Below are 20,086 nucleotides of genomic sequence, written 5' to 3'. Positions count from 1 at the left end.
GTCGTCTTCTCAATGCCGGTGGTTGGCGGCCAGCGCTTCGCCGTGGCGCCATTCCAGCCAGGTCTTCAGTCCGAGGGTCACCAGCGCCGTCAGCGCCAGCAGCGAAGCCGCCGCGAACGCGGCGCTGTACGCGTATTCGTTGTAGAGGATCTCGACGTGCAGCGGCAGCGTATTGGTGCGTCCACGAATGTGGCCCGACACGACCGAGACCGCCCCGAACTCGCCCAGCGCACGCGCACTGCACAGCAGCACGCCGTACAGCAGCGCCCAACGGATGTTCGGCAGCGTCACCCGCCAGAACGTCTGCCAGCCGCTGGCCCCCAGGCTGAGCGCGGCGAGCTCCTCGTCGGTGCCCTGCTGCTCCATCAGCGGCATCAGCTCGCGCGCGACGAAGGGAAACGTCACGAAAATCGTGGCCAGCACGATGCCCGGCAGCGCGAAGACGATCTTCGGCAGCTGCAGGTGCAGTTCGCCCAGCAGCGGCAGCGTGAACCGCCAGCCTTCGTCGATCAGCGAATACGCCCAGCCCTGCGCACCGAAGATCAGCACGTAGATCAGGCCCGCCACCACCGGCGACACCGCGAATGGCAGGTCGATCAGCGTGACCAGCCAGCGCTTGCCGCGAAACTCGTGCTTGCTGACCGCCCACGCCGCCGCCAGGCCGAACAGCAGGTTCAACGGAACGACGATGCCGGTCACCAGCAACGTCAGTTTCACCGCCGCCAGCGCGTCCGCTTCGCTGACGGCCGCGAGGAACGCGGTCCAGCCGCCACGCAAGGCCTCAACGAACACCAGCGCGAGCGGCAGCAGCAGGAACGACAGCAGGAATCCGAGCGCGCCCAGCACCAGCAGCACCTGCACCCAGACGGGTTCAGTGGTGGCGGCCTGGCGGCGGACAGGACGTGCGGGCGCTTCCACGGCCGACGACTCCGGAGGCATGGCGATGACGGCGGAGATGGCGTCGCCCATGTCAGCCCCCCGCCCGCTTGCCAGTGCGCTGCAGGCGCGCCTGCAGCGTATTGATCAGCAGCAGCAGCGCGAACGACAGCAACAGCATCGCCGCAGCGATCGCGGTGGCACCTTCGTAGTCGAACTCCTCCAGCTTGATCGTGATCAGCAGCGGTGCGATCTCCGACACGCCCGGCAGGTTGCCGGCGATGAAGATGACGGAGCCGTATTCGCCCACGCCGCGGGCGAACGCCAGCGCGAAACCTGCCAGCACGGCCGGCCACAGCGTGGGCAGCACCACGTATCGCACGGCCTGCCAACGACTCGCGCCAAGGGTGGCCGCCGCTTCCTCCAGTTCGGTCTCGATTTCGGCCAGTACCGGCTGCACCACGCGCACCACGAACGGCAGGCCGATGAACACCAGCGCCACGGTGATGCCGAGCGGCGTGTACGCGACCTTGATGCCGGCCGCCTCCAGCCATTGCCCGATCCAACCGGTCGGCCCGTACAGCGCCGTCAGTGCGATGCCGGCCACGGCGGTGGGCAGCGCGAACGGCAGGTCGATCATCGCGTCGAACAGGCGCTTGCCCGGGAAGCGGTAGCGCACGAACACCCACGCGACCAGCGTGCCCATCACCGCGTTGAACGCGGCCGCCGCCAGTGCGGTGCCGAAGCTGATGCGCAGCGCCGCCAGCACGCGCGGCTCGGTCCAGATCGCCCAGATGCCGGCCGGCCCCAGCCCGCTGGCCTTGGCGAACACGCCCACCAGCGGGATCAACACGATCAGCCCCAGCCAGGCCAGCGTATAGCCCAGGCTGAGGCCGAAACCGGGAATGACGCGCTTGGCGCGCGCCCTTCCCGGCCAGGGATGTACTGCCGCCACGCTACTTCGCCTGGATCTGGTCGAACACGCCGCCGTCGGCGAAGTGCGTGGCCTGCGCCTTCGCCCAGGAACCGAAGACGCCGTCGATCGTCACCAGTTCCAGCTTGGGGAAGCGTGCGATGTCTTCCGGCGCCGCGTACTGCGGATAGCGGGGACGGTAGTAGTGCTTGGCGGCCAGGCGCTGGCCGGTCGGCGAATACAGGTACTTCAGGTAGGCCTGCGCCGCCTCGCGCGTACCGTGCTTGTCGACGTTGCGGTCCACCAGCGCCACCGGCGGTTCGGCGAGGATCGACAGCGACGGCACGACGATGTCGAACTTGTCCGGGCCCAGTTCCTCGATCGACAGGAAGGCCTCGTTCTCCCACGCCAGCAGCACGTCGCCGATCCCGCGCTGGACGAACGTGGTGGTCGCGCCGCGCGCGCCGGTGTCGAGCACCGGCACGTTGCGGAACAGCCCGCGCACGAAGTTGCGCGTCTTCGCCTCGTCGCCCTTGAAGATCTTCAACCCGTAGGCCCACGCGGCCAGGTAGTTCCAGCGCGCGCCACCGGAGGTCTTCGGATTCGGCGTGATCACCGAAATGCCCGGCTTCACCAGGTCGTGCCAGTCGCGGATCTTCTTCGGATTGCCCTTGCGCACCAGGAACACGATCGTCGAGGTGTACGGCGCGCTGTTCTCCGGCAGCCGCGATCGCCAGTTCGCCGGGAACAACTTGGCGCGCTGGGCGATGGAGTCGACGTCGTAGGCCAGCGCCAGCGTCACCACGTCGGCTTCGAGGCCGTCGATGACCGACCGCGCCTGCTTGCCGGACCCGCCGTGCGAGGTCTCGATGCTGACCTTCTGGCCCTTGGTCTTGTGCCAGTCGGCGGCAAAGGCCGTGTTGAACTCGCGGTAGAACTCGCGCGTCGGGTCGTACGACACGTTGAGCAGGTTGGTGTCCTTGGCGCCCGCGGCGGCGGCCAGCGTCAGGCCGAAGGCGAGCAGCGCGTTGCGCGCGTGGCGGCGGATGGAAGTCTTCATGCGATGTCTCCGGGAATCAGAAGGCGACCTGCAGTCGCGAGAACACGGCCTTTTCGTCGTCGCGGTCCGCGCCTGCCGCGGCACCGCCCTCGAATTGCGTATCCAGGTAATTGACGACCAGCTTCAGGTTGCTGGTGAGGTACCAGTTGACGCCGAGCGTCCACGCCTTGGCACGGCGGGCGGAGACCACGGGATCGGCGAACAGCGGGAAGGCGCCGTCGTCGATCTCCAGTTCGCCGTAGCGTCCGACCAGTTCCCACGCGCCCCAGCCGCCCTTGCCGGGACTGAAGGGTTTCGACGGCTTGACCACGCCGCGGTAGCTCGCATTCTCGCCCGTCAGCACGTAGCTGGCGGTCGCCTGCCAGGCGGTGTTTTCCAGTTCTGCGGACGCGGCGCCGACCTGCAGTTCCTGCTTCGAGGCGATGTATTCCGCGAGCAGGCCGAAGCCGTTGCGGTAGAAGTAACCCTGCGGCGACCAGCGCGTGCGCTTGCCGTCGGCGACCACCGCGCTGCGGTAGTTGAAGAACTGCACCTGGCCTGGCGTGCGGTAGCGCGGCAGGATGTTGTTGCCGGTGCCGATGGTGTCGCCGACGCTGCCGCCGATACCGAAGCCGAGGCCGGACCAGAAACCCGCACCGTCCTTGAACGGTTCGACGAACAGGCGGCCGGCGACTTCGAACTCGTCATCCGGATTGGTCGTCACGGCATCACGGCCATCGACCGTGCCGTTGAACACACCGACGGCATAGCTCAGCTTGCTGCCGGCCAGTTCGCCCTGCAGCTGCACGCCGATGTCGCGGTTGGGGGCCAGTTCGCTGGGCAGCGCGCGCTCGATGTCGGACAACGCGGACGACGACTGCAGGCGTTCCAGGCCGACCGGCGAGGTGAACTTGCCCAGTCGCACCGTGGCCGCGGGCGAGAACTTCAGGTCGGCATAGGCATCGACGATGCTGGCGCTGTCGCCGGCGAACTCCGGCGTGAAGCGGAAGCCGATCCACTTGCCCAGCGTGCCTTCGATGGTCGGACGTGCCGTACGCAACAGGAAGGTGTCGTAGGTGCCCGACGGCACGCCGCTGCTGAAGAAGCGTCCGTCGCCCTGGATCAGGCCACGGATCTTGATCTCGTAGTCGCCGTTCGCCGACTTCAGCGACGCGCCCTTGTCGTTCACCGCGATGACCGGCGCCTCCTTGGCCTTGGCGGCGGTCTCTTCCTGCTGCAGTTCGAGACGGCGCTCCAGGATGCGCAGGCGCTGGTCCAGGTCGCCCAGCGTCGCCGGCGCGGATTCGCCTTCGGCCACCACCGTCGCCGGCGCCTCGCCGACGCGGCGTTCCAGGGCTTCCAGTCGCTGCAGCAGCTCCTGCACGGTCGGTTGGTTCTGTGCGGATACGGGGAGGGCCAGCGAACAGGCCAGCGCGCCCAGCATGGCGAAGCCGCTGCCCTTCCGCTTGCCTGGTCCCGCGTGTGTCCGCATGACCGCTTGTCCCCGCGAGAAGACCCGTGATGGGCCGGAAACGCGATGCTGCGGGCGCACATCCGGGCAGGGAAATGACGAAACGGGGACCGCTTATGCCGTATGCGCATGACGCGGAGAGGCCACACAGGCCGCAGGTAGAATGGCGGCTTTCTCGCCTGCGCCCGAGCCATGTCCAATCCGCTGACCGCCCATTACGCCGCCACCCTCGACGAGATCCGTGCCCAGGGCCTGTTCAAGTCCGAACGGATCATCACCAGCCCGCAGTCGGCGGAAATCACCCTGGCCGACGGCCGTACCGTGCTGAACTTCTGCGCCAACAACTACCTGGGCCTGGCCGACCATCCGGACGTCATCCAGGCGGCGAAGGACACGCTGGATACCCACGGCTTCGGCATGGCCTCGGTGCGCTTCATCTGCGGCACCCAGGACCTGCACAAGCAGCTGGAACAGACGATCGCCGAGTTCTTCGGCACCGAGGACACCATCCTCTACGCCGCCTGCTTCGACGCCAACGGTGGCCTGTTCGAGCCGCTGCTGGGCGAAGACGACGCCATCATCTCCGACGCGCTGAACCATGCCTCGATCATCGACGGCGTGCGCCTGTGCAAGGCCAAGCGCTTCCGCTACGCCAACTGCGACATGGCCGACCTGGAGGCGCAACTGCAGGCCGCCGATGCGGCGGGCTGCAAGACCAAGCTGATCACCACCGACGGCGTGTTCTCGATGGACGGCTTCATTGCTCCGCTCGACGAGATCACCGCGCTGGCGAAGCAGTACAACGCGCTGGTGCACATCGACGAATGCCACGCCACCGGCTTCCTCGGCGCCACCGGCCGTGGTTCTGCAGAAGTGAAGGGCGTGCTGGACAGGATCGACATCATCACCGGCACGCTGGGCAAGGCCATGGGCGGTGCACTGGGTGGTTTCACCACGGCGCGCAAGGAAGTGATCGAACTGCTGCGCCAGCGTTCGCGCCCGTACCTGTTTTCCAACTCGCTGCCGCCGCATGTCGTGGCCGCCGGCATCAAGGCGTTCGAGATGCTGGCTGCCGCCGGCGACCTGCGCGACACGCTGGCCGCGAATACCGCCTACTTCCGCGAGAAGATGACCGCCGCCGGTTTCGACATCAAGCCGGGCGTGCATCCGATCAGCCCGGTGATGCTGTACGACGCGCCGCTGGCGCAGCGCTTCGCCGAGCGCCTGCTCGAGGAAGGCATCTACGCGATCGGCTTCTTCTTCCCGGTGGTACCCAAGGGGCAGGCGCGCATCCGCACGCAGATCAGTGCGGCGCACACCCGCGAACACCTGGACCGCGCGATCGACGCATTCATCCGCATCGGGCGCGAACTGGGCGTGGTGAAGGCCTGACCGATACCCCTGCGTGCCCGCCTGTCAGCGGGCGCGCTTGGCGGTGCTGGCGGCCTTCGGCTTCGCCGGCGCACCCTTGGCCACGCGGATGCCGCGGGCCTTCATCCAGGCATCGAATTCCTCGGCCGTCATGCTGCGGCCGTTCTGCTGCATGTCGAACCGGTGTCCGTGCGGTCCGGCCTTCACGGTGACGACCTCGTCCGGGGTGGCCTTCTCCGCCGCAGCGGTCGGCGATTTCGACGCACAGCCGGTGAACAGGCCAACAGCGAGCAGCACGGCGCAGCACAGCGGCAAGCGCGGGATCGAACGGTACATGTGATTTCCCCAAGGTCAGCGCTGACGAGTGTAGGCAGCCGCATCGCGGCGAACCCGGACCGCCGTCGCGCAATCAGCGGCCGGTCGTCGGCGCGAGCGCCTCGCGCTCGTGCGGTTCGAGCATGCGCCATGCGCGCTTGCCCAGGTCTCCCAGCGCAAGCGGGCCCACGGCGACCCGCACCAGCCTCAGCACGCCGACATCGAACGCGGCCAGCAGGCGGCGGATCTGCCGGTTGCGCCCCTCCTCCAGCACGATTTCCAGCCACGCGTTGCGCTCGCCGCGCCTGAGCACCTGCACGGAACGCGCGGACAGATGCTCGCCGTCGACGCTTACGCCGGCCGTCAGTCCCTGCAACAAGGCGTCATCCGGGAGCGCGTCGATCTGCACGTGGTAGGTCTTGTCCGGCCCCTGTGCGGGATCGGTGATGCGCGCCGCCCATTCGGGGTCGTTGGTGAACAGCAGGAGGCCTTCGCTGGCCTTGTCCAGCCTGCCCACCGGTGCGACCCACGGCAGCCCCGCACCGTCCAGGCAGCGATAGACCGTATCGCGCCCCTGTTCGTCGCGCGCCGTCGTGACCAGACCACGTGGCTTGTTGAGCATCAGATAGCAGCGTTCCGGCGCAGCATTCGCCAGACCGTCCACGCGGACGACGGCACGACCGGCGATAACGGGGAATTCGGGATCGCGCACGATGCGGCCATCGACGGACACCCGGCCCTCGACGATCCAGCGCGCGGCCTCGTTGCGCGAGCAGACGCCCTGCTTGGACAGCACGCGGGCCAGCCCGTGGCGCGTGCCCTGGGGGGCTGCGGCACGCGCACGTCCGGTACGCGCGGCGTCGCGGGAAGGAGGCTTGCGCGTCGTCATGGAGAGCCGAAAGGAAAACGGCCGGGAAACCGGCCGTTCGTGGATCAGTTCTTCTTGGCGGGCTCGGCGGGTGCCGGTGCGGGCGCTGCCGCCGGTGCACCGGGCGCCTTCACGACCCGCACGCCGCGCGACTTCATCCACGCGTCGAACTCGTCGGCGGTCATGCGCTTGCCGTTCTGGCTCATGTCGAAGCGCCACGGCGTGTTGTCGTGCGCGGTCTTCGGCTGGTAAGCCGCCGGACTGGCGGAGGCCGTCGCAGCGGCCGGCGCGGCCGGCAACGCCTTGGCGACGTTGCGGCATCCCTCGATGCGCAGACGCATCAGCACACGGTCCACCGATTGCGACTCGTCGAAGGCATGCGATGCCAGCACGCCGGACGGTGCGCCCAGTTGCGTGGCGGCGGCGGTGAACTCCGGCGCGACCGGCGCGATGACCGTGGCGGGCGTCTTCAGCGGCGGCGGCACCAAGCTTCCGCTGCAGTCCGGTGCGGCATGGGCAGCAGGAATCGCGGCGATGCACAGCACACTGGCGAACACATGACGACGCATCGGCACAACTCCCGGGATTCACGACTGGACGTGCCCGGAGTGTAGGCAGCAGGCCATGGCATGGCAAGAAATTGCCCGCCTCGCGATGCGCCGATGCGGAAAGACGGAAGCGCGGTCACGCAAATGCCGCGCACCGCGGCGTAAAAAACGAAGCCCGGCGCGAGGCCGGGCTTCGGGTGTTGCGGGAAGCGCGTCCGATCAGTTCTGGACGTTCAGTTCCGTACGACGGTTGCGCTCGCTCTTGCAGCCCGGCAGGGTCTGCGCGGTCGGCTCCAGCGGACGGCTCTCGCCGTAACCGATCGGGCCCACCAGACGCGAGGCGCTGACGCCGTTGTTCGTCAGGTAGTCGTACACGGTCTGCGAACGACGCTGCGACAGCGACTGGTTGTAGGCGTCCGCACCGCACAGGTCGGTGTGGCCGGCCACTTCGACGCGCAGGTCGGGGTAGCGCTTCAGGATCTCGGCGGCTTCGCTCAGGATCGCGATCGCGTCCGGACGCAGGGTCGACTTGTCGAAGTCGAAGTTCACGCCCTTCAGGTCGATCGAGACCTGCACCGGGCAGCCGTCCGGACCGATGGTCTGGCCAGCCTGCGAACCCGGGCACTTGTCGTCGCAGTTGTTGACGCCGTCACCGTCGTCGTCCAGATCGGCGCAGCTCGGCGCAGCCGGCGGGGCCGGCGGAGCAGCGGCTTCAGCCTTCGGACCCAGCGGGATCACGACACCGACCGAGGCCAGCACGTCGCCGAACCAGTCTTCCTGCGGAGCGGCAGCGCTCTGGTCGTCGAAGTCGGCACGGTAGGCCAGTTCGGCGCGCACGCCGACGCGCTTGTCGAGCGTGGTCTGCAGGCCGACGCCCAGCTTGGCGGCGAGGTTGTTGTCACGACGCTGGTTGGAGGCGTTGATCAGCGACTCTTCTTCCGAACGCTGCATGCCCAGGCCGGCCACGATGTACGGGTTCCAGCCGCGGCCTTCCTGCACGAAGTGGCGACGCAGGTCCAGCGAGATGCCGTACTGGCTCCACAGGGCGTCACGGTTGTCTTCGAACTTCGGGTTCTGGTAGTTCAGCTCACCGTCCAGCGACCAGTTCGGGCTGATGAACTTGCCCAGGCCCAGGCCCAGGAAAGGGGCATTGCGGGTGGTGCGGTCATCGTCCTGCAGGTTGAAGCCAGCGGAACCGGTGAGGTACCAGCGGTCATCGAACTCCTGCGCCATCGCGTGGTTCGCGAGGCTCAGGCCGCCCAGCAGCGCGGCGCAGAGAATCTTCTTGTTCATTTGCAGCTCCTTTCCTTGTAAAAGTTCAGTAGTAGAGAAACCGAAGTGCTTTGCTTGCGGCATTTCTAGTTGTTATTCGAGGCGACAGGCTTCCGTCGCCTTGCTGAACAGATTATGCGGGGGTATGTGAAGACTGTGTTAACGGTACCATAACAAGTTTGGCAAGGTTAACACTCTTTAAGGGAACTCAAGCAGATCTTCACATGCGGCGTCCCCCATGCGCGACCGGTCGTCGGGCCGGATTGCTCGCCTCAACCGGCGTAAAACACACCGGTGCAGGCGCAGGTCTTGGTAAGGGCGTTCCGAGCGCCGATCCTCGCGCCATGACGACCTCCACTCCGCAGCCGCTTCCCAGCCTCTTCCTCTCCCATGGCTCGCCCATGCTGGCGGTCGAGGACTCCTCCACCGGGCGCTTCCTCGACCAGTTGGGCAGGTTGCTGCCGCGGCCACGCGCCATCGTCGTGGCGTCGGCGCACTTCGTCCACGCCCGCCCGACCCTGACCGCCACCCCGACGCCGGAGACGATCCACGACTTTGGCGGTTTTCCCGATGCGCTGTACCAGATCCGGTATCCGAGCGCGGGCGCACCCTCCCTGGCGCACGACATCGCCGGACGCCTGGTGGCCGCCGGCTTCGAGGCGCGCGAGGACGACCACCGCGGCCTGGACCACGGTGTCTGGGTACCGCTGCGACGCATGTATCCGGCATCGGACATCCCGGTGGTGGCGCTGTCGGTCAATCCTGGGCAGAGCGCCGCGTGGCACTATCGCCTGGGACGCGCGCTGGCGCCGCTGCGCGCAGACGGGGTGCTGGTCGTCGGTTCCGGCGGTTTCTCGCACAACCTGCGGGCGCTGGACTGGCAGCAGGCCAGCGGGCCGGCGTTCCCGTGGGTGTCGGCGTTCACCGATCCGCTGCGGGAGGCACTGGTGGCCGGCAATGTGGACCGTGCGCTCGACTGGACGGCGCTGCCCTATGCACAGCAGAACCATCCGACCACCGAACACCTGTATCCGCTCTATGTGGCGCTGGGTGCCGGTGGCGAAGGCGCGAAGGGGACGCTGCTCCATCGCGACGTGGAAATGGGCGGGCTGGCGCTGGACGCGTTCGCCTTCGACACCGCCTGACTAGGCCGCCAACCCGCGCTCCCACGGCGGGTGGTCGCCGAACTGGTCGGTCAGGAAATCCACGAACGCCCGCACCCGCGGCGGCACCAGCCGGCGCTGGGGCATGACCGCACTGATCGCGGTCGTCGCCAGCGGGAAGTCGGGCAGCACCACGACCAGTCGTCCCGCGCGCAGATCGTCTGCCACGTGCCACAGCGAATGCACGACGATGCCCTCGCCCGCCAGCGAGGCGTCGCGCAGCACTTCGCCGAAATTGCTCTCGAAGCGGCCGCGCACGCGTACCGCCACCTCGCCGCCGCCCGGTGTCTCCAGCCGCCAGACATCCTGGCGACCGCCGCTGCCGAACAGCAGCAGGCAGTCGTGGTCGGCGAGCTGCGCGGGCGTCTGCGGGACACCGCGCCGGCGCAGGTAGTCCGGCGACGCGCACAGGACGCGGCGATTGGGGGCGATGCGCCGGGCCACCATGCGCGAGTCGTCCAGTGCGCCGATGCGGATGGCGAGGTCGAAGCCCTCGCTGACCAGGTCGACCACGTTGTCGCTGAGGTGGACGCTCAGCCGCACCTTGGGATGACGGGCCAGGAAGGCCGGCAGCAGCGGCGACACGTACTGGCGCCCGAACGACGCCGACATCGTCACCCGCAGCGTGCCGGCGACCTCGTTGGCCGCCTCGCGCAGGCCACTGCCGAGCGATTCCAGTTCCTCGACCAGCACCCGCCCTTGCTGCGCCAGCGCCAGACCCTCCGGCGTCGGGTGCAGGCGGCGGGTGGTCCGGTGCAGCAGGCGCACGCCCAGCTCCTTTTCCAGCCTCTTCAAGCGCTGGCTGGCCACCGCGACCGACAGGTCCAGGCTATGGGCGGCCGCCGTGATCGAGCCCAGGTCGAGCACGCGCAGGAACAGGGTGAGGTCGCCGACGCGGTCCATTTTCAATATCCCATTGAAAGTGATTCGCCATCTTCTCGGTTTTTCATCTTCGAGGAAAGCCGCACGCTGCACGCCTTCCTTCTCCGTCCCTCCCACCATGTCGCCTGCCCCTGCTTCCTCCCGGATGCCCCTTGGCCTCTATGCTCTGACCGCCGGTGCCTTCGGCATCGGCACCACCGAGTTCGTCATCATGGGCCTGTTGATGCAGGTCGCCACCGACCTGCAGGTTTCCATCGCCGCCGCCGGCCTGCTGATCTCCGGCTACGCGCTCGGCGTGTTCGTCGGCGCACCGCTGCTGACCGCCGCCACCAGCCGTATGCCGCGCAAGGCGGTGCTGGTGGCGCTGATGATCGTGTTCACACTCGGCAACCTGGCCTGTGCGCTGGCGCCGAACTACGAACTGCTGATGGCCGCGCGCGTGATCACCTCGCTGGCGCACGGCACCTTCTTCGGCGTGGGCGCCGTGGTCGCCACCGGCATGGTCAGCGAAGACCGCAAGGCGTCCGCCATCTCCATCATGTTCACCGGCCTGACCGTGGCCACGCTGCTCGGCGTGCCGGCCGGCGCGTGGCTGGGCCTGCAGTTCGGCTGGCGCGCCACGTTCTGGGCCGTCACCGCGATCGGCGTGCTGGCGACGCTCATCATCGCGACGCTGGTGCCGGCCGACCGCAGCGCGCCGTCGCCGCTGCCGTTCCGCGACGAGCTGCGCGTGGTCGCACGCCCGCAGGTGTTGCTCGGCCTGCTGATGACGGTGCTGGGCTTCGGCGGGATGTTCACCGTCTACACCTATATCCAGCCGCTGCTGACGCAGGTCACCGGGTTCGCCGATGCGGCAGTGTCGCCGATCCTGCTGGTGTTCGGCGTCGGCATGATCGTCGGCAACCTGCTCGGCGGCCGCTTCGCCGACCGTCGCCTGGCGCCCGCACTGCTCGGCACGCTGGCCCTGCTGGCGCTGGTGATGGGCGCGATGACGTTCGTGCTGCACAGCCCGTGGGCGATGATCGCGTTTACCGGCCTGCTCGGCGCCGCCGCCTTCGCCACCGTGTCGCCGCTGCAGCTGTGGGTGCTGCAGAAGGCCAGCGGTGCGCAGAGCCTGGCCTCCAGCCTCAACATCGGCGCCTTCAACCTGGGCAACGCGCTGGGCGCATGGTTGGGTGGCGTGGTGATCTCGCAGGGACTGGGGCTGTCCGCCCTGCCCTGGGTCGCCGCACTGGTGCCTGCGTCCGCACTCGCCGTCGCGCTGTGGGCGCTGGCACTGGAACGCCGCCAGCGCTTCGCGCTCGCCGCCGACGCGAACTGCGCCTGATCCACCCTTCGTCGCATCGTCTCTTTACTTCGCTCGCCGCATCATCGCGGCATGCCTTCCGATCCCCACGAGGAACCACCATGAAAGCCGTTGGCCTGACCCGTTACCTGCCGATCGACGACCCGCAATCGCTCGTCGACCTCGAACTCGACACGCCCACCGCCACCGGCCACGACGTGCTGGTGCGCGTGGAAGCCGTGTCGGTAAACCCGGTCGACACCAAGGTGCGCTCGCCGAAGCCGCAGGTCGAAGCACAGCCGAAGGTGCTGGGCTACGACGCTACCGGCGTGGTCGAAGCCGTCGGCGAGGCGGTAACCCGCTTCAAGCCCGGCGATGCCGTCTACTACGCGGGCGACATCACCCGCCCCGGCAGCAATGCGCAGTTCCAGCTGGTCGACGAACGCATCGCCGGCCGCAAGCCGGCATCGCTCGACTTCGCCCAGGCGGCCGCGCTGCCGCTGACCACGATCACCGCATGGGAACTGCTGTTCCACCGCATGCCGTACGCGATCGACGGTGGCGGTAACGGCAAGTCGCTGCTGGTGATTGCCGGCGCCGGCGGCGTGGGTTCCATCGCGATCCAGCTGGCCAAGCGCGCCGGCTTCACCGTCATCGCCACCGCGTCGCGTCAAGACACCATCGATTGGTGCAAGGCGATGGGCGCTGATCATGTGGTCAACCATCGCGAGCCACTCGGTCCGCAGCTGAGGGCGCTGGGCTTCGACACCGTCGATGCCGCGCTGAACCTGGCGGATACCGACCACTACTGGACCGAACTGGGCGAACTGCTGGCGCCGCTCGGCCATGTCGGCCTGATCGTCGAACCCAAGGGCGAGCTGCGCATCGGCGACCCGTACAAGGCCAAGAGTATCGGCATCCACTGGGAAATGATGTTCGCCCGCCCGCGTTTCCGCACCGCCGACCTGGGCGAACAGGGCGCGCTGCTGGACCGCGTCGCCGACCTGATCGATGCCGGCCAGCTGCGGGGCACGCTCACCGATACGCTGTCGCCGATCAATGCAGCGAACCTGCGCGAAGCCCATCGCCGCCTGGAATCGGGCACGACCATCGGCAAGCTGGTGCTCGCCGGCTGGTAGTACCCGTCCGCGCTTGACGGATCAGGGGGCGCCGGCTGGCCTGCGGGGAACGGCTACCGGCGCCCGAGCGACTTGCGATATCGTGGCTGGCCGCAGCGCGCTCCGGCGCGATCCGCCCGTCCGTCCGATCACGCCATGCCCTTTTCCCCGGCGCCGCCGCGCCCGCCACATCGCAACGCCTGCCGATCCCAGCGGACCTCGCGGCCATGACGCAGGTCCCGGCCCTGTTCCCGCTGCTGCCCGGCGGCCTGTTCGGCCCGCTCGCCTCGCCCAACCGCGAGCACTACTGGCTGCTGCTGTGCCGGCTGTTCGACGAGTTCTTCGGTCCCGACGCACCGGTGCCACCGAGCATGGGCTTCCAGCGCCGCGAGATCACGGCGGCCCTGGAGCGCTACCTGCTGGCCGACGACCCGTGGGAGGACGAGGACGGCGAGACGCCCGACACACCGCTGTCCGTGCGCACCAATACCCTCTACGAGCGCTTCCGCAGCACGGGATGGCTGCGGCAGGAGCGCATCGGCGCGCGCGAGATGGTCACCATGCCGCCGGTCGTGCACCAGTTCCTTTCGCTGCTGGTGGAGTTCGCCGAACATGGCCCGACCTTCGTGTCGGCGAAGATGCGGTCGATCGAACACCAGTTGCAGCAGGTGGCCGACGGCAAGGCGGCCGGCGACGCCCTGGACGAAGCCGCCGACCAGGCGCGGCGGCTGCTGGTGTCGCTGTCGTCGATGAGCCTGCAGGTCCGCGACCTGATGCCGGAGCTGAGCAAGGCCGAGTCCACCGCGCAGTTCGCGCGGCAGTGGTTCGAACGCTATGTCAGCGAGTTCTTCATCGGCGACTACGCCGAGTTGCACACGGGCGACCATCCGCTGGCGCGGCGCAGCGCGATCCTGTCGGTGGCGCAGCAGCTCGAAAGCGGCGAGCGACGCAGCGCGCTGCGGGCGTGGTATCGCGAACATGTCGGCGGTGGCGATGAAACGCGCGGCGACCAGCGGTTCGCGCGCAGCCTGCGCCGGCTGCGCGAACTGGAGCGCATCGACGAGTACCTGGGTCGGCTGGACGACGACATCCGCCAGGCCAACCGGCGTGCGCTGGCATTCCTCGACTACCGCCTGCGCGCGCCGGACAAGCTGGACATCCTGTTGCGCCGCGCCTGCCGCGGCGTCCAGCACGCACCGGAAGACGCACTGCGACTGCCGGTGGCGCCGGGCACGCTGATGGAAGCGAGCCGCCTGCGTGCGCCGCGGCAGAAACCGCAACCGATCCCGCGCAGCGCCAACGCCACCCAGCCGCCGACGCCTGAACAACTGGCGCGGCTCAGCCTGCTGCGGCGGATGAAGCGCGCCCGGCTGGTCAACGCCGACGACATGGCGCGCTACGTCGGCACGCACCTGGATGCCCACGATCACGTCGCGTCCGAAGCCTTCTCCATCGCGAGCATCGAAGACCTGCGCGCCTACCAGACCCTGCTCACGCTCGCGCTGCGCAGCCATCGCATCGGGGGACTGCGGCGCGAAGACCCGCTGGGCCGCCTGCTGCGCGGCTACCGCGTCGAGCTGCTGGATGCGGGCGGGCGCGACGACAACGGCTACCTGCGCGCGCCCCGCTTCGTCGTGCGCCGCGTCGGCCAGCCCTCACGGAAAACCGCATGAAACGCAGCTGGACCACGCTCAGCCAACTCTCCAACGGCGTCTACGCCGTGCAGGATTTCGAACGCACCGCCTATCGCCTGGTGGTGGAACAGGTGCTGTACGCCAGCGACCGCAGCACGCGGCTGGCCTACCACCTGGTGGAGGACCACTACGACGACTTCGTCGCGGCACTGGCGCCGCTGGGCATCCGCCTGGAGCGCAATGCGCACTACCGCTACGTGGTGGCGCTGCCCGCGCATGCCGAGGGCGTGCCGGTGACGCTGGCCGAAACCCTGCTGCTGCTCGTGCTGCGGCAGCGCTACGACGAGGCGATGCGGCAGGGCCTGGTGGAAGACGAAGGCGTCGTCACCGTCGAGCTGCCCGACCTGCAGGAGGCCTACCAGGCGCTCGCCGGGCGGCCCATGCCCGACGTCGGCACGCTGCGCGACCTGGCCCGCACACTGAAGCGCTGGGGCACGTGCCGGCTGGTGGAGTCGGAGCCGGACGATGCGCAACCGTTCCACCTGCAGGTGCGGCCCGCCATCGTCGACATCGTCGGCGAGCAATGGCTGCAACGGCTGGACCAGCACAACCGCGACGACGATGCCGATGCCGCGGACGGCGACGACGTCATGGAGGACGGCGATGCAGCAGCTTGAGCGCGTACACCTGGTGCAGTTCTTCCTCTTCGAAGCGCAGACGCTGGAACTGGATGCCACCACCGCCATCATCGCGCCCAACGGCGCCGGCAAGAGCGCCTTGCTGGATGCGCTGCAGATCGTGCTGCTGGGCGGCGACCGCAGCCGCATCCGCTTCAACGCGCAGGCAGGCGGCAGCCATCGCGCGCGCACCATCCGCGACTATTGCCTGGGCGTGTTCCGCAGCGGCGACGACGGGCGCAAGCGGCGCACTGCGACCACGTACATTTCGTTGGTGTTCCGCGACACCGACACCGGCGAAGCGCTGACCGCCGGCATCGCGCTGGGCGCTTCGGTGGATGAGCCCGACCACCGCCTGCACGGGCTGTACCTGCTGCCGGGCGTGGCACTGGACCTGGCCGACCACGTGGAGCAGCTCAACGGCAAGGAGCTGCCGCTGGCCTGGCCGACGTTCCGCGAAATGGCCCTGCGCCGCTGCAAGGCGGCCGGTGGAGCGCCCGAGCTGCACACGGTGGCCGAGCGCTTCGTCAAGGACCTGCTGCTCCGGCTGCGCGCCTCGCCGACCGCCAGTCCCGACATCAACGCCTACCGCAAGGCCTTCCTCAACGCGCTCAACCTGCAGCGCGTGGAAGACGTGGACCTGTTCGTGCGCACGCTGGTGGCCGAAGACCGGCCCACCGACATCGCCCGCTTCCGTGCCCTGCTGGAAAGCTTCCGCCAGATCCGCGACCGCATCGAACAGGTGCGCCAGCGCATCGACGCCGCCGAAGGCGTCGAGCGCCAGTACGACCGCATCGCCGCGCAGGCGGTGCGTGCGGCGTCCTACCGCGCCCTGGCGGCGGAGTACGCGCGCGACCTGTACGGCGAGCAACTTGACCAGGCCGAAGGCGCGGTGACCAAGGCGGAGGACGCCCTGGCCGACACGCGCCGCCGTCTCGTCGATGCGCGCGCCGAGCGCGACACCCTGCGCGACGAGCAGACGCGCGCCCAGGCCCGCCTGCAGGGCAGCGCCGGCTACGGCGAGCAGGCGCAGCTGGACGAACTGGCCAGCCGCGACCGCGCGCGCCTGGGCCAGTTGAACAGGGAACTGCTGCGCGAGATCGGTTTCGTGCGCGACCAGTTCCACCAGCTCGATGCGCTGGCGCTGGCCGGCGTCGATACCGGCGCCGTGCAGTCCGCGCGCGCCGACTGGGACGAATGGCACGCGGCGTTGTCGGCGCTTGAGGACGGGGACGCCCTGCCGTGGACGCCGGAGGACCTCTTCGCGCGCGCCCGTCAGGCCCTTCGCGCGGCCGCGCCGTTGCGCGAGCAGGTCGACCAGCACGCACGGCAGGTGCACGCCGCCCACGACAAGGCCCGCGACGCGCTGGCCACCGCGCGCCAGAACCAGAAACGCCTGGCCGCCGGCCAGGCGGAGCTGCACGCCGATACCGTGCGGCTGATGAGCTACCTGCGCGAGGCCGGCATCGATGCGCGCCCGGTCTGCGACTTGGTGCGCGTGACCGACGTCGCGTGGCAGCCGGCCATCGAAGCCTACCTGCGCAGCAACGTCGAAGCCTTGCTGATCCCCGCCGAGGACGAGGAGCGCGCGGTCAAGCTGTATCGCAGCCTGTCGGGCGGGCGCTCGGTCTACGGCGTGAAACTGGCGCTGTCCAGCCAGGCGCGCGATGCGCGCGGCAGGGACGCGGCGGCCGGCAGCGTCGCCGCGCTGCTGGACGGCGTGAACGCCGACGCCCTGGCGTTCCTGCGCCGGCAACTCGGCGAATTGCGCTGCGTGGAGACCGAAGCCGACCTGGTGCGCAGCCGCCAGGGCCTGACCCGCGACGGCCTGCTCGCCCGCGGCGGCAGCATCGAGCGCCTTCGCCTGCCCGCGGCGAGCGATCTGCGCATCGGCGCGTCGGACAACCGCGCCCGCCTGCGCGTGCTGCACGAGGAGATCGAAAAGGCCGAGCGCGACGTACGCGAGATCGAGCCGCACCTGCGCCGCGCCGACGACAGCCAGCGCGGACTCGCGCGGCTGGCCGATGCCGATGCGGTGGCGCAGGCGCTGCACGAACGCGCACTCGAGCACCGCCAGCTGGCCGGACGCTACCGCACCGCGCAGGAAAACCGCCTCGCCGCGCTGGACCCGGACCTGCTCCGCCTGTCCGACGCCGTGCGCGAACTCACCGTACACCTCGGCGAGTGCGAGACGCGCACCGATGCGCTGGTCGGGCAGGAAGCCGTCGCGACTACCGACCTGGAGCGCAGCCGCCGCCTGCTCGACGGCCTGCGCCAGCAGGAGGAACTGGTCGCCCGCCGCGCGGTGGAAGCCTTCCAGGATCCCGACGTCGACCCCAACCTGATCGAGCGGCATCGCGACGAACTCGACGGCAAGGTCGACTCGCTGGAGGAACGCGGCAAGACCTGCGAGCGCCGCGCCGACGAGAGCGACCGCCAGCTCGCCAAGCTGCTGCCCGAAGCGTGGAGCGCACTTGCCCAATACGCGCGCGACCATGGCCTGGGCGTGGACTTCGATCCCAGCGCCTGGCGGCCGGCGCTGGCGCTGCTGCGCCGCGAACTGACCCAGCTGCGCGATACCGACCTGGTGCGTTACGAAGGCGAAGCGCGGCAGGCCTACGACACCGCGGTGGAAACCTTCCGCGCCAGTGTGGCCGCCGCGCTCAACGACAACTTCATCCGCCTGCGCCAGCAGATCGCCACGCTCAACCGTACCCTGCGCAGCAGCCCGCCGTTCTCCAACAACGAGCGCTACCAGTTCCATTACGACGTGGTGCCGGAGTTCCGCGACCTGGAGCGCTTCATCCGGCGCGCGGTGGATGTCGGCGGCGAGGACACGCTGTTCGGCAGTGCCGGTGAAGTCCCGGCGGCGTTCCGCGAACTGATCGAGGACGGTGCGGCCGCGCGCACCGCGACATCGCCGCTGGACGACTACCGGCGCTTCTTCCGCTTCGAGGTGCAGATCCGGCAGGACGACACCGTGATCGGCACGCTCAGCGAACGCATGCGCTCGGGTTCCGGTGGCGAGCATCGCGCTCCGCTGTACGTGATCGCCGGCGCGGCGCTGGCGGCGGCGTACGGCAAGAGCGAGGCGCATCCCGGCGGCATGGGGCTGATCCTGCTGGACGAATTCGGCGACAAGATCGACGCGCAGAACGCCCGCGCCACCACCAACTATCTGCGTTCACTCGGCCTGCAACTGGTGCTCGCTGCGCCCGACACCGCGCAGGGTACGCTCAGCGGCGTGCTCGACAGCTACATCGAGTTGTTCCGCGACGGCGATCTGCTGCAGGCCGAGCGGATCGAAGTGCAGGCGGCCGCGCGCGCGCTGCTGCTGTCGGACCAGTTCGATCTGCATCCCGAACTGCTGGCCGAGGAAACCGCACGCATCGAACGGCAACAGGCGCCGGGGTGAGCGATGCGCGGCGCGTGCTGGGGCGGTTGCTGCGCAAGGGCGAGCGCGCCCGGCTGCGCGGCGATGCCGCTCCCGTCTCGCTGCCGATGACCGAGGCCAGCGCGGGCGATTACCTGTCGCTGCGCACGCTGGCCGAACGCGACACCTTCCATGCGCAGGTGGCCCTGGCCGAACGCGCCGGCGCGATTGCCGTGCAGCGCGACCGGCATCGCGGCGACGGCGAACGACTGCTGCGCTTGACGGTGACAGACCTGGACGCCCTCGCGGACCACCTGGGCATCGCGCTGCTCGATGGCCGCGTCGGTGAAGCCGCTGACCTGCTGTCGCCGTGGCTGCCGCACTTCGCCGTGCTCGGCGAGGTGCTGGACGCCTGGCGGAACGACCGCAAGGTACGCGGCCACGGGCCGGAAGCGGCACCCGACCTGGCCGACGCCGCCCGCGCGGTGCAGGCCCGCCTGGCCGATGCGGCCCACGAGCGCATCCTGCGCCGCGAGAGCGCGCGCCTGTTCGCCGGTCGCGTGCAGGCCAGCAAACGGCTGGAGCAGCTCACGCCCTGGCTGGACCTGCTGACCCGTGGCGCGCTGGCGACAGACGGCGTGGTCGAAAAGGAACACATCTGGGCGGCGCTGGGCCTGCGCCGCGAACCGCAACCGCTGCTGATCGCCGGCAGCGGCACGCTGCTGCTGGATGAAGGAATCGAGCTGCCGCTTGCCACCGCCTTCCTCGGCGTGCCGCTCGATGCTGTGCGGGGCGTACGGACGCATGCGACCTGCCTGCTCACCGTCGAGAACCTCGCCAGCTTCCACGACGCGGCGCGCGCGCCGGGTGCCGCCGGCACGCTGCTGCTGTACACCGGCGGCATGCCGTCGCCGGCTTGGCGACGCGCCTACGCCCGCGTGCTGGACGCACTGCCCGCCGGGCTGCCCGTGTGGCATTGGGGCGATATCGACGATGGCGGTTTCCGCATCGCCGCGGTGCTCGCGGAAACCGCGTCGGCGCGCGGACGCCGGCTGCAGCCCTGGCGCATGTCGCCGGCCACCGTGCAGAGGGACGGTAGCGAGGAGCACGTACCGCCTGCCACCGTCCTAACGGCCATGTGCCGATGGGCCGAGCGCGCCGGCTGGCATGATGTTGCCGACGACCTCCGCGCCCGTCCGCTGTCGCTGGAACAGGAAGCCCTGCCCGCCGAACTGCCGCACGCCAACGAGGCCTCGCCATGACCTGCCGTGCGCGCATCCC

17 protein-coding genes are annotated in these 20,086 nt (G+C 69.3%); 8 read left to right on the top strand and 9 right to left on the bottom strand.

All coding sequences use genetic code 11. The features are described from left to right. Positions 1-9: 9 nt before the first annotated feature. From cysW to AC04MD_RS00310, 4 genes are read right to left on the bottom strand one after another with little or no spacing between them, the layout of a single operon-like run. Positions 10-969 carry a sulfate ABC transporter permease subunit CysW gene (gene cysW, locus AC04MD_RS00325; RefSeq protein WP_475495355.1) on the bottom strand — a complete coding sequence of 320 codons (960 nt, stop codon included), beginning with the start codon at positions 967-969 and terminating at the stop codon, positions 10-12. A 1-nt stretch (position 970) separates the two neighbouring features. Next, a complete protein-coding gene (gene cysT, locus AC04MD_RS00320) occupies positions 971-1,831 on the bottom strand; it encodes a sulfate ABC transporter permease subunit CysT (protein WP_475495354.1) in 861 nt (286 codons plus the stop codon). A 1-nt stretch (position 1,832) separates the two neighbouring features. Further along, a complete protein-coding gene (locus AC04MD_RS00315; RefSeq protein ID WP_475495352.1) occupies positions 1,833-2,849 on the bottom strand; it encodes a sulfate ABC transporter substrate-binding protein in 1,017 nt (338 codons plus the stop codon). Positions 2,850-2,865: 16 nt separating this feature from the next. Further along, on the bottom strand, positions 2,866-4,320 hold the full coding sequence (locus AC04MD_RS00310) for an OprO/OprP family phosphate-selective porin (RefSeq protein ID WP_475495351.1): 1,455 nt from the start codon (positions 4,318-4,320) through the stop codon (positions 2,866-2,868). A 171-nt stretch (positions 4,321-4,491) separates the two neighbouring features. On the opposite strand from AC04MD_RS00310, the gene kbl reads away from it, so the two are divergent. Continuing rightward, positions 4,492-5,691: a glycine C-acetyltransferase gene (kbl, locus tag AC04MD_RS00305; protein WP_475495350.1), complete on the top strand. Its 1,200-nt coding sequence runs from the start codon at positions 4,492-4,494 to the stop codon at positions 5,689-5,691. Between the two features lie 24 nt (positions 5,692-5,715). Here the strand turns inward: kbl and AC04MD_RS00300 are convergent, their stop codons facing one another. The 4 genes from AC04MD_RS00300 to AC04MD_RS00285 form a co-directional block, all read right to left on the bottom strand. Continuing rightward, positions 5,716-6,006: a hypothetical protein gene (locus AC04MD_RS00300; RefSeq protein ID WP_475496173.1), complete on the bottom strand. Its 291-nt coding sequence runs from the start codon at positions 6,004-6,006 to the stop codon at positions 5,716-5,718. 73 nt (positions 6,007-6,079) lie between these two features. Next, the gene (locus AC04MD_RS00295) at positions 6,080-6,874 is read right to left on the bottom strand and encodes a pseudouridine synthase (protein ID WP_475495349.1); all 795 of its coding nucleotides are present in this window, start codon (positions 6,872-6,874) and stop codon (positions 6,080-6,082) included. A gap of 44 nt (positions 6,875-6,918) precedes the next feature. After that, a complete protein-coding gene (locus AC04MD_RS00290) occupies positions 6,919-7,422 on the bottom strand; it encodes a hypothetical protein (protein WP_475495348.1) in 504 nt (167 codons plus the stop codon). Positions 7,423-7,620: 198 nt separating this feature from the next. Continuing rightward, a complete protein-coding gene (locus AC04MD_RS00285) occupies positions 7,621-8,694 on the bottom strand; it encodes an OmpA family protein (RefSeq protein ID WP_475495347.1) in 1,074 nt (357 codons plus the stop codon). 323 nt (positions 8,695-9,017) lie between these two features. Between AC04MD_RS00285 and AC04MD_RS00280 the strand changes: the two genes are divergently transcribed. Further along, positions 9,018-9,818 (top strand): dioxygenase family protein, encoded by an 801-nt coding sequence (locus AC04MD_RS00280; RefSeq protein ID WP_475495346.1) that lies wholly within the window; start codon positions 9,018-9,020, stop codon positions 9,816-9,818. Here AC04MD_RS00280 and AC04MD_RS00275 read toward each other — a convergent pair whose 3' ends face one another. Next, complete coding sequence (locus AC04MD_RS00275) at positions 9,819-10,739, bottom strand: LysR family transcriptional regulator (RefSeq protein WP_475495345.1); 921 nt, start codon at positions 10,737-10,739, stop codon at positions 9,819-9,821. 97 nt (positions 10,740-10,836) lie between these two features. On the opposite strand from AC04MD_RS00275, the gene AC04MD_RS00270 reads away from it, so the two are divergent. The 6 genes from AC04MD_RS00270 (at position 10,837) to AC04MD_RS00245 (ending at position 20,067) form a co-directional block, all read left to right on the top strand. Further along, positions 10,837-12,045 (top strand): MFS transporter, encoded by a 1,209-nt coding sequence (locus AC04MD_RS00270; protein WP_475495344.1) that lies wholly within the window; start codon positions 10,837-10,839, stop codon positions 12,043-12,045. 80 nt (positions 12,046-12,125) lie between these two features. Beyond that, positions 12,126-13,142: a zinc-binding alcohol dehydrogenase family protein gene (locus AC04MD_RS00265; RefSeq protein ID WP_475495343.1), complete on the top strand. Its 1,017-nt coding sequence runs from the start codon at positions 12,126-12,128 to the stop codon at positions 13,140-13,142. 206 nt (positions 13,143-13,348) lie between these two features. Beyond that, positions 13,349-14,794 carry a Wadjet anti-phage system protein JetA family protein gene (locus AC04MD_RS00260; RefSeq protein ID WP_475495342.1) on the top strand — a complete coding sequence of 482 codons (1,446 nt, stop codon included), beginning with the start codon at positions 13,349-13,351 and terminating at the stop codon, positions 14,792-14,794. Continuing rightward, positions 14,791-15,432, top strand: a complete 642-nt coding sequence (locus AC04MD_RS00255) for a DUF4194 domain-containing protein (protein WP_475495341.1) — start codon at positions 14,791-14,793, stop codon at positions 15,430-15,432. Before AC04MD_RS00260 ends, AC04MD_RS00255 begins: the two co-directional genes overlap by 4 nt. Continuing rightward, the gene (locus tag AC04MD_RS00250) at positions 15,419-18,847 is read left to right on the top strand and encodes an SbcC/MukB-like Walker B domain-containing protein (protein WP_475495340.1); all 3,429 of its coding nucleotides are present in this window, start codon (positions 15,419-15,421) and stop codon (positions 18,845-18,847) included. The genes AC04MD_RS00255 and AC04MD_RS00250 overlap by 14 nt, the downstream gene beginning before the upstream one ends. After that, the gene (locus AC04MD_RS00245) at positions 18,844-20,067 is read left to right on the top strand and encodes a Wadjet anti-phage system protein JetD domain-containing protein (RefSeq protein WP_475495339.1); all 1,224 of its coding nucleotides are present in this window, start codon (positions 18,844-18,846) and stop codon (positions 20,065-20,067) included. Before AC04MD_RS00250 ends, AC04MD_RS00245 begins: the two co-directional genes overlap by 4 nt. Positions 20,068-20,086: the final 19 nt, after the last annotated feature.

Source organism: Pseudoxanthomonas sp. LjRoot206 (assembly GCF_056175725.1).
This window is presented reverse-complemented; position numbering and strand designations above follow the sequence as displayed.

Excerpts from the sequence above, each read along its gene's own strand:
- AC04MD_RS00275 (WP_475495345.1), bottom strand. The coding sequence starts at position 10,739 with ATGGACCGCGTCGGCGACCTCACCCTGTTCCTGCGCGTGCTCGACCTG.
- AC04MD_RS00310 (WP_475495351.1), bottom strand. The coding sequence starts at position 4,320 with ATGCGGACACACGCGGGACCAGGCAAGCGGAAGGGCAGCGGCTTCGCC.
- AC04MD_RS00265 (WP_475495343.1), top strand. The coding sequence starts at position 12,126 with ATGAAAGCCGTTGGCCTGACCCGTTACCTGCCGATCGACGACCCGCAA.
- AC04MD_RS00260 (WP_475495342.1), top strand. The coding sequence starts at position 13,349 with ATGACGCAGGTCCCGGCCCTGTTCCCGCTGCTGCCCGGCGGCCTGTTC.
- AC04MD_RS00280 (WP_475495346.1), top strand. The coding sequence starts at position 9,018 with ATGACGACCTCCACTCCGCAGCCGCTTCCCAGCCTCTTCCTCTCCCAT.
- AC04MD_RS00250 (WP_475495340.1), top strand. The coding sequence starts at position 15,419 with ATGCAGCAGCTTGAGCGCGTACACCTGGTGCAGTTCTTCCTCTTCGAA.
- AC04MD_RS00255 (WP_475495341.1), top strand. The coding sequence starts at position 14,791 with ATGAAACGCAGCTGGACCACGCTCAGCCAACTCTCCAACGGCGTCTAC.
- AC04MD_RS00270 (WP_475495344.1), top strand. The coding sequence starts at position 10,837 with ATGTCGCCTGCCCCTGCTTCCTCCCGGATGCCCCTTGGCCTCTATGCT.
- AC04MD_RS00285 (WP_475495347.1), bottom strand. The coding sequence starts at position 8,694 with ATGAACAAGAAGATTCTCTGCGCCGCGCTGCTGGGCGGCCTGAGCCTC.
- AC04MD_RS00315 (WP_475495352.1), bottom strand. The coding sequence starts at position 2,849 with ATGAAGACTTCCATCCGCCGCCACGCGCGCAACGCGCTGCTCGCCTTC.
- AC04MD_RS00300 (WP_475496173.1), bottom strand. The coding sequence starts at position 6,006 with ATGTACCGTTCGATCCCGCGCTTGCCGCTGTGCTGCGCCGTGCTGCTC.
- AC04MD_RS00290 (WP_475495348.1), bottom strand. The coding sequence starts at position 7,422 with ATGCGTCGTCATGTGTTCGCCAGTGTGCTGTGCATCGCCGCGATTCCT.
- AC04MD_RS00295 (WP_475495349.1), bottom strand. The coding sequence starts at position 6,874 with ATGACGACGCGCAAGCCTCCTTCCCGCGACGCCGCGCGTACCGGACGT.
- cysW (WP_475495355.1), bottom strand. The coding sequence starts at position 969 with ATGGGCGACGCCATCTCCGCCGTCATCGCCATGCCTCCGGAGTCGTCG.
- kbl (WP_475495350.1), top strand. The coding sequence starts at position 4,492 with ATGTCCAATCCGCTGACCGCCCATTACGCCGCCACCCTCGACGAGATC.